General features: G+C 47.8%; 13 protein-coding genes. 3 read left to right on the top strand and 10 right to left on the bottom strand.

What is annotated here, in order from left to right; translation table 11 throughout:
* Positions 1–6: 6 nt before the first annotated feature.
* The 8 genes from fusA to LX69_RS09735 all read right to left on the bottom strand — a co-directional run bounded on the left by fusA (position 7) and on the right by LX69_RS09735 (position 12,099).
* Positions 7–2,118 (bottom strand): elongation factor G, encoded by a 2,112-nt coding sequence (fusA, locus tag LX69_RS09770; protein WP_111445849.1) that lies wholly within the window; start codon positions 2,116–2,118, stop codon positions 7–9.
* Positions 2,119–2,139: 21 nt separating this feature from the next.
* Positions 2,140–2,616 (bottom strand): 30S ribosomal protein S7, encoded by a 477-nt coding sequence (gene rpsG, locus LX69_RS09765; RefSeq protein WP_111445848.1) that lies wholly within the window; start codon positions 2,614–2,616, stop codon positions 2,140–2,142.
* 134 nt (positions 2,617–2,750) lie between these two features.
* Positions 2,751–3,179, bottom strand: a complete 429-nt coding sequence (rpsL, locus tag LX69_RS09760) for a 30S ribosomal protein S12 (protein ID WP_111445847.1) — start codon at positions 3,177–3,179, stop codon at positions 2,751–2,753.
* Between the two features lie 297 nt (positions 3,180–3,476).
* Positions 3,477–6,668: a ligand-binding sensor domain-containing protein gene (locus LX69_RS09755; protein ID WP_111445846.1), complete on the bottom strand. Its 3,192-nt coding sequence runs from the start codon at positions 6,666–6,668 to the stop codon at positions 3,477–3,479.
* Between the two features lie 9 nt (positions 6,669–6,677).
* Entirely contained in the window at positions 6,678–7,655 is a 978-nt protein-coding gene (locus tag LX69_RS09750; RefSeq protein ID WP_111445845.1) for a hypothetical protein, read from the bottom strand.
* A gap of 71 nt (positions 7,656–7,726) precedes the next feature.
* Positions 7,727–9,169 (bottom strand): PKD domain-containing protein, encoded by a 1,443-nt coding sequence (locus LX69_RS09745; protein ID WP_111445844.1) that lies wholly within the window; start codon positions 9,167–9,169, stop codon positions 7,727–7,729.
* 20 nt (positions 9,170–9,189) lie between these two features.
* The gene (locus LX69_RS09740) at positions 9,190–10,098 is read right to left on the bottom strand and encodes a PorP/SprF family type IX secretion system membrane protein (protein ID WP_111445843.1); all 909 of its coding nucleotides are present in this window, start codon (positions 10,096–10,098) and stop codon (positions 9,190–9,192) included.
* Positions 10,099–10,119: 21 nt separating this feature from the next.
* Positions 10,120–12,099 (bottom strand): gliding motility-associated C-terminal domain-containing protein, encoded by a 1,980-nt coding sequence (locus tag LX69_RS09735; RefSeq protein ID WP_170124321.1) that lies wholly within the window; start codon positions 12,097–12,099, stop codon positions 10,120–10,122.
* 266 nt (positions 12,100–12,365) lie between these two features.
* Here LX69_RS09735 and LX69_RS09730 point away from each other — a divergent pair, with 266 nt between their 5' ends.
* The 3 genes from LX69_RS09730 (at position 12,366) to fabD (ending at position 15,006) form a co-directional block, all read left to right on the top strand.
* Positions 12,366–12,653 carry a carboxymuconolactone decarboxylase family protein gene (locus LX69_RS09730; RefSeq protein ID WP_111445841.1) on the top strand — a complete coding sequence of 96 codons (288 nt, stop codon included), beginning with the start codon at positions 12,366–12,368 and terminating at the stop codon, positions 12,651–12,653.
* A 112-nt stretch (positions 12,654–12,765) separates the two neighbouring features.
* Positions 12,766–13,674 (top strand): N-acetylmuramoyl-L-alanine amidase-like domain-containing protein, encoded by a 909-nt coding sequence (locus tag LX69_RS09725; protein ID WP_111445840.1) that lies wholly within the window; start codon positions 12,766–12,768, stop codon positions 13,672–13,674.
* 444 nt (positions 13,675–14,118) lie between these two features.
* The gene (gene fabD / locus LX69_RS09720) at positions 14,119–15,006 is read left to right on the top strand and encodes an ACP S-malonyltransferase (protein WP_111445839.1); all 888 of its coding nucleotides are present in this window, start codon (positions 14,119–14,121) and stop codon (positions 15,004–15,006) included.
* 806 nt (positions 15,007–15,812) lie between these two features.
* On the opposite strand, the gene LX69_RS09715 is transcribed toward fabD, so the two are convergent.
* Positions 15,813–16,187 (bottom strand): hypothetical protein, encoded by a 375-nt coding sequence (locus LX69_RS09715; RefSeq protein WP_170124320.1) that lies wholly within the window; start codon positions 16,185–16,187, stop codon positions 15,813–15,815.
* Positions 16,171–16,701 (bottom strand): lysophospholipid acyltransferase family protein, encoded by a 531-nt coding sequence (locus tag LX69_RS09710; protein ID WP_111445837.1) that lies wholly within the window; start codon positions 16,699–16,701, stop codon positions 16,171–16,173. Before LX69_RS09710 ends, LX69_RS09715 begins: the two co-directional genes overlap by 17 nt.
* Between the last annotated feature and the right edge of the window lie 78 nt (positions 16,702–16,779).

The following is a 16,779-nucleotide window of genomic DNA, read 5'->3' as shown; positions in this document are numbered from 1 at the left end:
TGATACTTATAATAATTCTGTTTTTCCTTTTGCTTCTTTCAACACTTCCATGGCGATGGCCTTGGGGACTTCCTGATACATTAAGAAGTCCATAGAAGAAGTGGCACGACCTGATGACATGGTACGCAACGCTGTCACATAACCAAACATTTCAGCCAGGGGCACTTTCGCTTTGATCACACGAGCACCCATTTTTTCTTCCATACCTTCAACCTGACCGCGACGCTTGTTGAGGTCACCGATGATATCACCCATATAATCTTCGGGCGTCACCACCTCAACACGCATGATAGGCTCGAGCAATACCGGCTTGGCTTTTTTACACGCTTCGCGGAATGCCTGGCGGGCACAAATTTCAAATGACAATGAATCTGAATCGACCGCGTGGAAAGAACCATCAAACAGAGTCACTTTCATGTTCTCTACTTCAAAACCGGCCAATACACCGTTTTTCATAGCTTCTTTGAAACCTTTCTCTACCGAAGGAATAAATTCACGGGGAATGTTACCACCTTTGATTTCGTCCACAAACTGAAGACCGGCTTTTTCGGCATCGATAGGGCCAATTTTAACATAGATGTCGGCAAACTTACCACGACCACCCGACTGTTTTTTGAACACTTCGCGGTGCTCAACCATAGAAGTGATCGCTTCTTTGTAGTTCACCTGAGGACGACCCTGGTTACATTCTACTTTAAACTCGCGCTTAAGACGATCAAGGATGATTTCCAAGTGAAGCTCACCCATACCGCTAATGACGGTTTGACCACTCTCTTCATCTGTGTGAACGCGGAAAGTAGGATCTTCTTCTGACAATTTACCAAGAGCAACACCCAACTTGTCGATATCTTTTTGAGTCTTGGGTTCTACCGCAATACCGATAACAGGATCTGGGAAGTCCATGGATTCCAATACAATAGGATTTTTCTCGTCACACAAAGTATCACCGGTGCGAATATCTTTAAAACCAACAGCAGCACCAATATCACCGGTGGTGATCATCTCAATGGGAAGCTGCTTGTTGGATTTCATTTGATACAGACGGGCAATACGCTCTTTTTTATTGCTACGAGTGTTCAATACGTATGAACCGGCATCAATTTTACCTGAATAAACACGGATAAAAGCCAAACGTCCCACAAAGGGGTCTGTCGCGATTTTAAATGCCAACGCTGACAACGGAGCTGTTTCATCTTGAGGGAAAGAAATCTCCTCATCTGTATCAGGATTCACACCTTTGGCGTCCTCAATATCAATAGGGCTTGGCATGAACTGGATGATTGCATCGAGCAAACGCTGAACGCCTTTGTTTTTGAATGAAGAACCACACAATACGGGAGTGATAGTTTGAGCAATAGTTGCCTTACGGATAACAGGCAAGATCTGATCTTTGGTGATTGAATCCGGATCATCGAAGAAACGCTCCATCAAAGCATCGTCGTGTTCGGCGACTGCCTCAATGAGTTTACCGCGCCACTCTTCTGCTTCCTCTTTCAATTCGGCAGGGATCTCCATGTACTCGAAAGTAGAACCTTTGATTGCATCATCATGCCAAACAATTGCTTTGTTTTCAATCAAATCCACAACCCCTTGAAAGGTCTCTTCAGCACCAATGGGGATCACCACAGGGACTGCATTGGCGCTCAACACCTCCTTCATTTGACGCACAACGCCAAAGAAGTTTGCACCTGAACGGTCCATTTTATTTACAAAACCAATACGGGGAACACCGTACTTGTTAGCCTGACGCCAAACAGTCTCCGACTGTGGTTGTACACCACCCACCGCACAAAACAGTGCCACAGCACCGTCCAACACGCGCAAAGAACGCTCCACCTCTACGGTGAAGTCAACGTGACCCGGAGTGTCAATCAGGTTAATTTTGTATGATTCATCATTATAGTTCCAGTTGGTCGTGATGGCAGCAGAGGTAATGGTAATCCCACGCTCCTGCTCTTGTTCCATCCAGTCCATTGTGGCCGCACCATCGTGCACCTCACCAATTTTGTGAGTAATACCGGTGTAAAACAAGATCCGCTCAGAGGTCGTTGTTTTACCGGCATCAATGTGAGCCATGATACCAATGTTCCGGCAATACTTCAAATTTTCATTAGCCATTGTAATACTTGTAATTAGTGATTAAAATCTGAAGTGAGCAAATGCACGGTTTGCATCGGCCATTTTGTGCATGTCTTCCTTACGTTTGTAAGCAGCACCTTCTTGATTGTATGCAGCAACAATTTCAGCAGAGAGTTTCTCTGACATTGATTTTCCACTTCTCTTACGAGAATACAAAATCATGTTTTTAATACTGATCGATACTTTACGAGCGGGGCGAATTTCAGTAGGAACCTGGAAAGTGGCACCACCCACGCGACGGCTTTTTACTTCTACAGAAGGAGTAATGTTCTCGAGCGATTTTTTCCAATAATCCAATACGCTCTTGCCTTCTTTCTCTGCACGATCAGCAATGCGATCCATAGCGGTGTAGAAAATTTCGTAGGCAGTTGATTTTTTACCGTCGTACATCAGGTTATTCACAAACTGTGTCACCAGCACGTCATTGAAACGGGGATCGGGAAGAATGATCCGCTTTTTTGGTTTTGCTTTTCTCATTTCGTTTTGTTGTTTATTAGTTTCACTATTGGTTGTTCGTTAGTAATATTTGTGTCTTCAACCCTCACTTTTGATGGTTTACTCAACCGTTTATTAAAACAAACCAATAAACAAAACTGATCAGTTACACATGATTACTTCTTTTTGCCTTTTGCGGGAGCACCTTTTGCGGGAGCTGCACCGGGTTTTCCTGGCTTAGGACGTTTTGTTCCGTATTTAGAACGACGTTGATTACGTCCATCCACACCGGAGGCATCCAAAGTACCACGAACCAAGTGATAACGTACCCCTGGAAGGTCTTTCACACGACCGCCACGCACCAATACAATAGAGTGCTCTTGCAAGTTGTGTCCTTCTCCTGGAATATAGGCATTCACTTCTTTGCCGTTGGTCAATCGAACGCGGGCTACTTTTCGCATTGCAGAGTTTGGCTTCTTTGGTGTGGTGGTATACACCCGCACACAAACGCCACGTCTCTGAGGACATGCGTTCAAAGCCGGAGACTTGCTCTTGTACTCCAACTCTGTACGTCCTTTTCTTACTAACTGTTGAATTGTTGGCATATTAATAATATAATTAAAAAAATAGATGTTCTTTCCATCACTCTCTCATGAAATCGGAAGCCTTAAAAACACTGCTGATTTCCAAATGCTTCCACACCTATCCACAAAAAAGCGCTGCAAAATTACACATTTCCAACAACATTACACAATACATCCCCTATCTTTTTTTGCTAAAAATGTGAAACATTGTTACTTCTACGACCACAGCTCCCAAAATATCACCGGTGAAAAAAAATCAGCAGCCCCAAAAAAGAACGAATTCTTTCCCGGGGCTGCTTTATTTTACATGAGGGCAAATCACACCCGAACACCCATAAATATCACATCGTCGACTTGTTCTAAATCACCTTTCCAATTATAAAAATTCTCTTTCACCCGGCGCTGTTGTTCATCCATGGGGAGCAACCGAATCTCTTCAAGCAAGTTCTGAACGCCTACTTTCATAAACTTCTTCCCGCAAGGGCCGCCAAACTGATCGGAATATCCATCAGAGAAAAGGTAGATGATATCGCCCTTGGTCAATTGATACTCAATATTCACAAAACGACCATCGGCATCAATCAGTGATTCACCAATACTCCGCCGAGCTCCTTTATAAAGGGTCATCTCATTATTAATAAACAAATAAACCGGCCGTTTGGCTGAAGCCAGCCTCACCATGCGGGTCGATGTATTGATTTCAACAATGGAGATATCCATGCCATCTTGCGACTGCTCAGCACTGTTCTTTTGCAACAACACTTTGATCTCACGATCCAGATCTTCGAGCATCAATGCCGGAGATACGCCTGAGGGATTTTTGATAATATCGTTCAACAGGGTACTCCCAATCATCGACATAAAAGCGCCCGGCACTCCGTGTCCGGTACAATCGGCAACACTAATATATAAATACTCTTTGCGCTGATAAAACCAATAAAAGTCACCACTAACGATATCCCGAGGCGCAAAAAACACAAACGAATCGGGGAACACATTCTTTAGCATGCTCAAGGGAGGCAGAATAGACGACTGAATTCGCTTAGCGTAATTGATACTATCGGTAATATCACGATTCTTTTTCTCAATCTCGGCCTTTTGATTGCGCAGCACCACCGTTTGAGAGGCCACCTCGCGCTGCAACAGTTTCTTTTGTTCAATAAGCTTGCGTTCACGATATTGAATCAACAAATAAACCAAATATCCCAAAACGCCAAACACCAATAAATAAAACCACATTTTTTTCCAAATGGGCGGTTTAATCACCACCGACACCGTTAAAGGCGAACTCGTGGCCACACCATCGGCATTGTAGGCGATAATTTTCAAAACATACTCGCCGTCGGGAAGAAAATCATACTCACGCGTGCCGACATTTCCAATATCAATCCACTCAGAATTAGACTCATCACCAACCTCTTCAAGTTTATATTTATAGGTCACACCCTCTGGATCCTTAAAGCTGACTCCAATAAATGAAAACTTAAAACTATAATTATCACCATACCGATAGGGCAATCGAATATCCTGATCCAACGGACGAGGCTCACCATCTACTTCGATGGACACAAAATTGAGTGCCGGCGCCACTAAATTGGAGACATCCTTATCGGGAAAATAACGAACAACGCCTTGTGAAGAGGCAAACCAAATGGTGTTATCACGATCTTTCCAAGCATTTTGAAAATCTCCGCCCAAACTACTCTCGTACCCATATTTACGAACGGTCATCGTCTTCAAATCCACACAACTGAGTCCGGGGTGATGCCCCACCCAAAGGCGATTTTGCGAATCGGTAACAATGCTGTGACAATAATTTTTCAGAAGACCATTGGCCATGGTAAAATCCTCTACCCCATTTGCCATATATTTAATCAAGCCACGACCTCGGGTTGCAAGCCAAATGTTACCCATGATATCTGATGTCAAATCAGCCACATCCACAGGACTGTCGTCAATCCGATGGACTTCGATAAGATCTTTATCAACATCAACACGGCAAATCCCACTCGATTTGGGTCCTATCCAAATATTTCCATTATGATCACGACGCACAAAATTAATATTGTTATGAGGTAGATTGCGCTCAGTGGTGTATTGCGACACCCGATTACGAGCTTTGTCAATTACAAACAGCCCGCCCATGGTCGCCAAATAAATTCGGGCACTATCACCTTCAATCCCATTAATCTGATTACCAAGCAAGCCTCCACCATAGGCATGGGATGCAAACGAACGGCTTCCTTTGGGGCGCTTAAACAATCCCTTATCACGAGTGGCTACCCACAACGTTTCTTGTGCATCGACATAAAAACCGGTAATCACCGATGGCGGTAATCCTTGAAAGACATCATAAAACTCATGATTCGCAAAACAATAAGGATCCGCTTTTAGAATGCCGTTATCTAAACCCATTAACAATTCATTACGGGTAAAAATAACCCGATTCACTTTATTGCTTTTAAACCCGATCTGCTCAAGATTGAAAAACAAAAAATGATCATTAAGCAATGCGGCCACACCTCCTCCGTAGGTCGCATACCAATAATTCCCTTCACGATCACACAGAATATCACGCACATAATCATTGGGCATACCGTTCTCATGACTGAAGGTCATGGATTTACCAAAACGATTCTGCACCGGATCAAACAGTAGTTTCACCACGCCACGCCCCCACGTAGACAAAAGCAAATGCCCCTCCTCTTCTTCGTATATATCGGTGATGTTTTCGCTGCCAACATTATACATCAAACAGTCTTCATTATTGAGCACATGCTCCGATTTATCCTGACTCATCCGAAACAGATAAAACCCATTCCCCTCTGTGCCTACCCAATAATCGCCGGGTGAAGCCAACTTGGGCACAATTACATTCACCCCCACAGATGGAAATCCGGTTATTTCTTCAACAACCTGCACGGTATCGGCAGCCAGCGTCACTTTCATCAATCCATCGGAAGTCCCCAACAATATCGTTTGATCGTCAACCGGCAGCAGCGAATAAAAAATTTTGCGCCCCCCGTACAAGTGGCGTCGAAAATAAGTATGCACCTTTCGATTGGCATCAATGCGAATCAAACCGCTGTTTTGTTCCAATGCCCAAACATTTCCATTGACCCCGGGTGCAATATCTTTGATGGGGCTGGATGTCTCAGCCGGAATAATTTTATGAAACTGTTGCTTCTCATAGCATGTGATTTTCCCGTTATCATGCCCCATCCAGACCACACCAGCTTTGTCGACAATCAACTTGTGCACAAACGAAGAAGCCAATGAATCGTATTCGGTAAATATCCGAAACTTCAACCCATCGTATCGAACCACGCCTTCTCCGGTTCCCATCCAGATGTATCCATCAGATCCTTGAGCCAGGCTATAAACGAAATTCTGAGGTAATCCAACCCCGGAATCATATACTTTAAAATCGTACGCTTGAGCCGCCAACGGCGTTAAATCAGCTACAATGAACATCAAAAAGAGACACCAACGCATGCAAAAACGAAGCATATCACATTCTTATTTGGACGTTTTCGGCTTGACCCCGATACTATATTTATACTTGGGAATGCCACCAATGGGAACACTATAGAAAGGCATTAACTCCCCAAATTGGTTCTGAAGGTACATCACCACGTTATTGTTACGAATAACGGTCTTTTTATTTTTGATCATTTGAATATCAAACGAAGTATTCTTTTCCGCTTCGGAAACGGTATGTCGGCTCTCGGCCCACACATTATCGCCGGAAACGGCCATGGATTCACCATTCTTGGCCACCGAAACAATCCGAATCACTCCGTCATTGTCCCAATCAAAGTTTGCCTGTTTAATCGCAACAACACGCTTGTCAATATACGGATAAATATGTGAAACTTCCTGATTGTTGTCGTGCAGACGGAACTTATATTTAAAATAAAATGCGAAAGCTCCCTCAACCGCCACATTGCTCGTGGGTGATGATGAGAGAAACAGTCGATACATATTTCCATCGTCGCCCGATGTCCCTTCACAAATAAACTTAAACACATTGCCGCCAAACTCTGGGAGTAACTCTCCCTCACTGGGATTAAAGGGGCCAAAGGTGTACCATTTATTATCAGTGGCAGCATCTACACCAAAGGTTTTGGTCGCCAAAAGAGTGCCACTGTCGTATTTCCCTTTCATGTTCGACTTTTGGGCGTCCTCGTTAGAACAAGCGCCTTTGCCACCATATATCCCATAAAACATTTTACTGTTCCAGTCCCCTTTTTGCTCATCATTTAAACCGGATACATCTGCATCGAATACCCGAAGATATACGGGCGTGGACACTTCTTTAGGAATAGAGAAAAAGATGATTTGACAAAAATCATCATCCCCCCACGCTGTTTCACTTTTCGAACCAAACGTGACCAAAAAGGGGATGTTCTCATCCCTACCCGGGACCGGCTGTGCCGTCATGTGCAATCCGCTCAAAAGCATCAAAGCTGTCAACAAAATAGATAATCGTACCATGCGCTTTATTTATCAAATCTCTTCTATAATCATATCATCTCTCATCCGTGCATCAAGGAATACACCAATGCTTATTTCTCTACAATCACTTCAAGGGTCGAACAATATTTTTGCCCTGTGTCACGGTGAACGGTTCCACACCGCACAATATAAGTCCCTGCATTGGCATACACATGCTTCACCCGTTCGCCTTTCAATCGGGTTCCGTCACCCATATCCCAATAATATTCATTCGCTGACATATCGGGCAATACAGATTGAAGAACATCACACTCAAACGGCTTCCCGGCCAGAATTGTTTCAGAACAATGAATGTAAACCTGTACAGTTTTCTGTAGTTCTAACAAATAGTCTGCCACAACCATCATCTCCTTGTTTTGCTGCAAATCAATGGCACTCAAGGTGACCCGATAGTTACCGGGGCCGACAAAACAGTGATCCACCTCCAACCCATCACCCGACTGACCATCGCCAAAATTCCAACGATAAACAAACGGAATGGTATCGGATTTATAAGGTCCTTCGTCGAAAAAGGTGAAACAAAACGCATCATCCACCTGAGGCTCACACACGTCAAAAGTAGGCCATTGTCGCTCAAAACGGTAGATGTCATCACTCTGCGCACGACTAGAGGCTACAAAACCCCAGTTCTCATCGTCCGAAAGATAAAAACCAAAATCATCGGCACCTGAATTGACGGGTTGCTCCCACAATACCGGGTCAGCCCAAGTGCCGTCGCCCTGACGCCGTGTATAGAAAATATCCAACCCTCCATATCCTCCTTGTCCGTCGGAGGCAAAAAACAACTTACCCGAAATATGATAAAAAGGAAACAACTCATTTCCATGGGTATTGATTCCCTTGCCCAGATTCATCGGCTCGCTCCACTCACCATTGACCTGTTCACTCATGTAAATGTCGCTTTTCCCGATGCCTTCCGAATTATCTGACACGAAGAACAACATCTGCCCGTCGGGCGAAAGACAGGGATGCGTTAACGAATAATCACGAACTTTACTAAATGGCATCAACGACGATTTGCCCCACCCTTTTCCATTGTACTTCACCTGATAAAGCCCCAACAAATCTCCATGTCGGCTATTCCGGATCGCCTTTAACTCATCGTTACGACCGTGCGACACCACCATCACGTTACCGGCGGCATTCATGGTCATGGAGGCATTGTTAAAAGGAGATTGATAACGAGCGTCGAAAAGCTGAGGCCGTTCCCAGCGGTCTGCGCCCTTATGACGAACCTGATATAAATAATACAATAACTCCCCTTGCGGATTCATGTAACTCCGGAACAACGACTTACGACGATTGGAGGCAAAATAAAGTACCGAATCGCGGTAAAACGGCGCTATCTCGTTGCTGCGTGGTGAACAAAATAGGAGTTTCTCAATCTTCATGTCCTGCGCGCGAACCGAGGCTGGTAAGCTGAAGAACAATCCCGACATTGCAACAATCACATAAATATAAAAAAGACGAAAACAAGCTTGAATGAGGCTCATAGCAATACGGATTTCGAAGGTTAAAAGAAACGAGGGTTGGTGACGGGTAAACGAACCCCAAACTCATATCGCAACGACACTTCATGGGAACCACTGGTGAGCCCGCCCATGTCATTCATTGACTTATCCCAACTGTAAACCACCCGCAAGGCCGGCATCACCTGCACCCCTCCCATGATGACCACATCGCGTGTGGTGCGATAAGATCCGCCAAGCCACAAAACTTGTGCAAACAGCAAATTCAAACCGGCTTCACTCACCATCCCTGATTCCTTTTGATAATTAAAAAGAACAGAAGGTTGAATGCCAAATTGCTTTGTCACCTGATAAAGATACCCTCCGGTGATCAAATAACGGGCATCGGAAGGACTAAACTGAGTTTGGTCGTACACCACCGGATGGTTGTAAAACAAATTGGGCACCGATACACCGGCAAAAAATGCTTCCCCATACCAGGCTGCACCCACTCCCACCACAGGAAGGGCAAACGACTCAGCAGCATCAAACACAGGGTCGTGGGCTTGCTTAATTGACACATCTGTCCACCCGGCCTTGGTCATCGCCAAACCGCCATTGAGGCTCAATCCCAACTGTGTGTTAGCAGATGTCTGCACCCGATAAGTGTACGAAGCAGTGAACCCGTTGGCATGACTCATGGCGTGCTGCTGAGCAAAAAGCTCGACACCCAAAGCGATGCGATCGTTACGAAGCGGCGTGTGAGCCGAGAAAAACTGCGCCGATGGAGCACCATTCATCCCCACCCATTGCTTGCGATAAGCGGCAAAAACAGATAATGCTTCGGCCGAACCGCCAAAGGCACTGTTTATAGAATAACGGCTGTGCATGTACTGACTCACATACAACTCCTTCTGCCCCCAAAGCGGAAGTAAGACAACCAGCATCAATGCAAACAGGATTAATTTCTTCATGAACTGATAAATGGAGGATGGTTAAGGATGAGAAGTAGCCGAATGACGACGAAGCACCACATAATCGCGCAACGCCTCGTGATGATCGGAGCGATATTCATAATAATAAATGCCTTCGGGCAATGGATGGCCATCCAACCCCTCACCGGACCAGCGATTATCGTAACTGCGTTTATTATAAACCTGCTTCCCATTTTGATCATAAACAGTCAACTCCCCATTCAGGGCATCGTTGATGCCGTCAATTTCAAAAAAGTCGTTGATGCCGTCACCATTGGGCGAAAAACCACGATAGGTGGTGTACTCACTCACTTCAATCACCACCTCATCGGAAGTTGATGGACATACGGTTGCCAGCGTGACCCAGCGAAACACATTCTTACCCACCACCAAGCGGGTAGCAGTGGCCAGCGGATCATTGACATCGCTAAGCTGAACATTGGGATTATCTACCTCCCAATACCCGGCCAAATCGAGGGGAGAAGCGCTGAGTTCAACGGCGTACGCACGCCCCAACACCTGATCGGCCCCGGCATTGGCTGGAGCCAGCGGCTCGACCGTTACGGGAAACAATGCATCGGGGTAACCAACGCATCCATCGGCCGAAGTCACTTTTTGAATGGTATAATTAGCGGATTCTTTATTATCCAATGCAATGGATGCCGGCGACAAATTGATATCGGAAGAGAAAGTCTGTGAACCATCGGTGTAATCGACACGCCAGGGCGCTTTGCCGGTGAGAGAAAGATCCATCTCGACGCTCTGCCCTTCGCAAACCGTGAGCTGATCCTTGATTAACGCCAAGCCTGCCGGCTCGTTAAAGAAGACCGTCACCCGGTCGGCGTGCACACATCCCTGATTATTGACTTCCCACTGCAACTCGCTCACGCCGTACTGCTGAGCCGTGAGTGCGGCAGTGGGCACTGTTGCATCATCCAACACCGCACCGGGCGCATTGGAGATAAAACTCCAGCTGCCCACTCCCTTATCGTGGGATCCGGACACCATGGCCGTCTTGGCACAAACCGCCACATCGGCACCGGCATTGGCTGTCGGACTCAAATCGGTCACCACGGCCTGACCGGTGATGTCGGCCGCCACGGCCTGACAGCCATTGGCGTCGGTTACCCAGGCGATGCGATAAGTTTGCAGATGCGCCGTGGCCGGCACTTTAAATGTGGCGTTACCAGCAGATTGGTTACTACGGGTGATTGGTTGGGAGCCCCCGTCGGTCACCTCATAGGAAAAAGGAGCGTGACCGGTCAGGTTGGCCTGCACATCCATCTCATAAGTGGCATTACTCACTAAACAGACATCTTTCGATCCACTGAGGGTGGCCTTGGGCGTTGCCTGCAAGGTGACATTGGTCGTGACTTCCGACAGACAGACACCGTTTTGTTGAATAAACTTTAATGGAAATACGCCTTCGGCCTGAGCATTGGAAGTAAAAACAGGATTGGCAATTTGATCGTTGGAGAATGTTCCCCCGGCAGCCTCCCAGTGATAAGTGGAGGACATGGGGTCGGGCTTGGCGTTCAGGGCAATGGAGGTGCCACAGGCAGGAGCATAGCTTCCGATGACAGGGGCGGGGGTTTTGTAAACTGAAATATCGACAGATTGATCTGTCACGACTGCCCCGAGATACTTATCCCAAGGAAGTATCATAGAGCCATCCCATACTTTAAATAATGAAAGCTTAGCAGATTTATTAAAGTCAACCTTAAAATGATACCACCCTTGAGCATCAAAGTTTGGGTCATTGAGAAAAATCTGGTGTTCAAAATTGATCAAATAAGTAATTCCACCAGTGCCATCACTATATTCTGTTTTATAAGCATACCCAAAAGGCGCTGTCCCGGTAAACTTGATTTTAAATTCAGCTTTACCCTCCTCACAAAACGAAGTCGCCCCCACAGCCTCAAGCACACCCGTAGGCTGTGCCAGCAATGAAAACGGGGCAAGAAGAAAAATGACGAAAAAGCGAAAAATCAATTTTTCCATTCGATTTCTGTAATTAAAAGAAGGGTTGAACAAGTCGGTTTCTGCAAAAATAAACATTTTTCGTTATCACCATGCGTATCAAAGCAATCAATCGAGAAACCAATTCGTGGCAATGACCAACTTAATTTCGGTAGATAATTACCTCATTGCCGATACACACCCCTGCATACTCCATTTTCATCTACACAAAACACCCCATCATCAACTAAGCCAATCAAACGCATAACATCAGCGTAGAAATTAAAAGAACCATAACACACACAGTCATGAAAGCCTATCATACCCCCACCGATACGCATCCAATGATTAAAGGCATGCTCGAGAATGTAGGCCCGCTGAATCAGCACACCCGGCTGCTTCTCAAACTTACGGCGCTGGCCATTGCCCTGCCGGTCGAGCAACTCAAAACGCACCTGAGCCTTTGTCTGGAAAATGGCATCGCCCCGTCTGAAATCTATCAGGCACTGTTTTCCATCTCCGATATACTGGGCACGCACGACACCATGACCCTGGTCGCCTACGCTCAGCAACTGATACATGGTAAACCCATATAAACAGTTTCAACAACGATGAACGAATGAAATTCATCAAACTCACATTCACTCATTCATCCTATAAAATCATTCACAACAATTCACGAAATTAGCGGACAATAAAACTCCGCTTATGCACCACACGCCTTTCATCGCCCTACTGGTTGCCCTCACCTCCCTTACCTGCTGCTGCACCGCACAAAACCGCACCGCAGAAAGCCCCCAACACACAACACGGCTCAACGTTCGCTACACCCCCGACGACTCCACGCGGGTGACCCAACTGTTGACCACATGCTCCACCGCCCCCGACTCCCTGCCGGCCACCATCATCCACCTGGCGCGCCAGTTCATGGGCACCCCGTATGTGGCCGCCACCCTCGAAGGCAATGACCCCGAACAACTGGTGGTGAACCTGCGCGAGCTCGACTGCACCACCTTTGTGGAAAACGTCACGGCGCTTGCCCGTTGCGTCCACAACCAACAAACCACCTTTGACGATTTTTGCAACGCCCTCACCACCCTCCGTTATCGTAACGGCATTATCGACGGTTACCCATCCCGCCTGCATTACTTCACCGAATGGCTGCTCAACAACCGCTCGCGCAACCTCATTGAACTGCCCGGCGAACAGTTTGCCCCGGCCCTCTTTCGCCCGTCGGTCAGCTTTATGTCCACGCACCCCGACAAGTACAAGGCACTCACCGCCAACCCGGCCTTCGTGCCCCTCATTGCCCGGGCCGAGCAATACATTTCGCAACAACAACTGCGTTACATCCCCAAAGAGCGTCTGGCCGAATACGAAGGGCACCTGCGCGAGGGCGACATCATCGCCATCACCACCGCCATCCCCGGGCTCGACATCTCGCACGTGGGCATTGCCTGCTTTGTCAACCAACGCCTGCACATGATTCACGCCTCCTCAACACTCAAAAAAGTGGTCGTCACCGACAAGCCTCTGGCCAACTACCTGGCCGGCATCCGCTCCAACACTGGCATTGTGGTGGCTCGGGTACGGGGTGAGAAAAAAGGGGCAAAGTAACTAAGCGGCTAAGTACCTGAGGGAGGAGGTGCAAAATCACGGCTACTAAGGGAATTAAAGACAAACACAATGAGTCACCCCTTGGTGATTTAGGGGCTTAACATTAGGGGGCTTACCTCATTGCATGAAATGATTATATTTGCGCAATTTTTCATCAAACTAACTCATGCAAGTGATGGGACGAGCCTCGGTGTAACGAACTCAACGGAAGCCTGATGATTGTAATCCGTGCAAAGGCACATCACACCATCGCCCTTCTACCCTAACGCTTAATTTGTGTGAATCAACACCGTCGCTTTCATTTGGCAAATGACCCCACTGCGCACAAAAGAAAGCGCAAAGCAATTTCGCGGACAAAAAAAACCTCATCATCTTTTGTCTTGCGTCTTGATACTCACATCTTGATACTTAAATCTCAATACTCATATCTTATTATTTAAACACATGAAAGCATACGTATTTCCCGGACAGGGCGCACAATTCGTAGGCATGGGCAAAGACCTCTACGACAACTCCCCCCTGGCCAAAGACCTGTTCGAAAAAGCCAACACCATCCTGGGCTTTCGCATCACCGACCTCATGTTCGAGGGCACCGACGAAGACCTCAAACAAACCAAGGTGACCCAGCCCGCCATCTTCCTCCACTCGGTCATTCTGGCCAAAGTGATGGGCGCCGACTTTCAGCCCCAAATGGTGGCCGGACACTCCCTGGGTGAGTTCTCAGCCCTGGTGGCCGCCGGGGCCATGAGCTTCGACGACGGTCTCAAACTGGTAAGCCAACGCGCCCTGGCCATGCAAAAAGCCTGCGAAGCCGAGCCATCCACCATGGCCGCCATCGTGGGGCTCGACGACGCCGTGGTCGAAGAAGTGTGCGCCGCCATCCCCGAAGTGGTGGTAGCCGCCAACTACAACTGCCCCGGTCAGCTGGTCATCTCCGGTTCCATTGCCGGCGTTGACAAAGCCTGCACCCTGCTCACCGAAAAAGGCGCCAAACGCGCCCTCAAGCTCGCCGTGGGCGGCGCCTTCCACTCGCCCCTCATGGAGCCTGCCCGTGCCGAACTGGCCAGCGCCATCCAGGCCACTCAAATCAACGAGCCCGTGTGCCCCGTTTACCAAAACGTCACCGCCACCCCCTTCACCAACCCTGCCGACATCAAGCAGAACCTGGTGGCACAGCTCACCGCCCCCGTTAAATGGACCCAAACCGTGCAAAACATGATTGCCGACGGCGCCACCCTCTTCACCGAAGTAGGCCCCGGAAGCGTCCTCCAGGGACTGGTCAAAAAAGTCGACCGCAACGCCCAAACCGCCGGCATCAGCAAACTCGCCTGATCACCGCCTCTCATCCACACAAAAGGTCGCCCATGGGCGACCTTTCTTATTTTGACTCAATGTCGAATCACCTGAATCAACAAATTATAGAAGCACGAAATCAAACAAGGTAACTAAGCCGCCTTCGGAAAATGGCGTTAAGAAAATCATAGGCCTGAGCGTTAAAAAAGATGCGCTGTTTGAGCTTGCGAGTTCGCAGATTTTAGCGAAGGCCTATGATTTTTAGCCATTTTACGTCAGCGGCGGCCTTTTTTAGCGAAGCTGATTTTTGCAACGTTCGGCATTGGCAAACCAGTTTGCACAATGCGCTCACTTAATGCAAAAATTGCTTACTTTTTGGGGCTGTAGCCAAAAAGTAAGAGCCCGCCCGGCTCGAGGGCACGAAATATTGGTTTGAATGTATCTATGTTTTTGATTACCCTCACAAATCCGAATAGAGCCCCCCCAAAAAAATTGTTACGACCCGAAATTTCGCCTCCCATTTTAGCCGCAGACGTGCAGCAGCCAAAAATTCCTCGTGGTTGGCTCCTGCAAACCTGCAGCAGCTAAAAATTCCTCGTGGTTGGCTCCTGCAGACGTGCAGCAGCCAAATATTTCGCGTGGTTGGCTGCTGCAAACCTGCAGCTGCCAAAAATTCGGCGTGGAAGCTCGCTGCACTCCTGCAGCTAAACATTCACCCGAAAAAACGCCTCCCGCACATCTCCACGAGGTGGGCGTGCCCCTTCGGGTCGGGCTTTCCGCTCCAAGTCCTCGCTGCGCTGCGGGCTTTCCGCTGCAATCCCTCACGCAGCCCAACAGAAACCCCTTCAGCGACCGCCCAAAAAATCGTACGTCCCGGCAGGCAAATCCTTCACATCCAAAACCATCAACCCATCCAAACTATCGTTAAAAGCCGCATCCACATTAAACCCAACGATGCGCGCATTCTGCCGAATGTACTGCTTGAGCATCACCGGCACCTTGAGGCCACGCGGCTCAATGCCGGCGATAAACCGGTCCAGACCCGCCAAATCGTTGGCATGACGCGCCAACACCGCCTCAATGTCCGATGCCTGCGACCGCATCACCAACGCGCGCCGCGGACGAACCCACCGCGCCAGTCGCTCATCAAAATGATACTTGCGAACATAAGCCGCTATCAAATCGCGCGAAAAAGCCGACAAATCATTGCTGATGCTCACCGGCCCCATTAAATATCGATATTGACGATGCGTTTGCAAAAAACACAAAAATCCCCAACGCACCGCCCGCCTCTACATGCGCCAACGCCCGCCGCATGCCCTGCACATTCATGGGATGCTGACCCGAAAAGGGATTCACCGCAATAAAACGATCGCCAATGGGCGCAAACTCACCCAAAAAAAAGTTGGCCATCACCTTAAAATCGGGGTGGCGCCGCATCAAATGCATCATCACCACCCCATCGAGAAAGCCAAACGGATGATTGCTCACCACAATAAAAGGGCCTTTCTCGGGCAGATGCCGGAGGTCGTCATCGCTCACCTCCACCCGTATCTCGAGTTGCGAAAGCAATGCCTCCACAAACGCGGCGCCTTCGAGCCCCTGCAAATGCGACTCATAAAGCGCGTTCATCCGGTCAATCTTCAGCCAATGGTGCACCACCGACCGCCCAAGGGGATGACTCGGCATCTTCAACCCCGAGGCTTCTAATTCTGTAAAATTGATGAGTGACATAGGTTGACTCACGATATTGATTAATAATCCTGCAGTAAGGACATGAGGGCTAAAGGGCAGAAGTGCAGAAGTACATGA

This window comes from Breznakibacter xylanolyticus, from assembly GCF_003254275.1.
Classification (GTDB): Bacteria; Bacteroidota; Bacteroidia; order Bacteroidales; family Marinilabiliaceae; genus Breznakibacter; species Breznakibacter xylanolyticus.
This window is presented reverse-complemented; position numbering and strand designations above follow the sequence as displayed.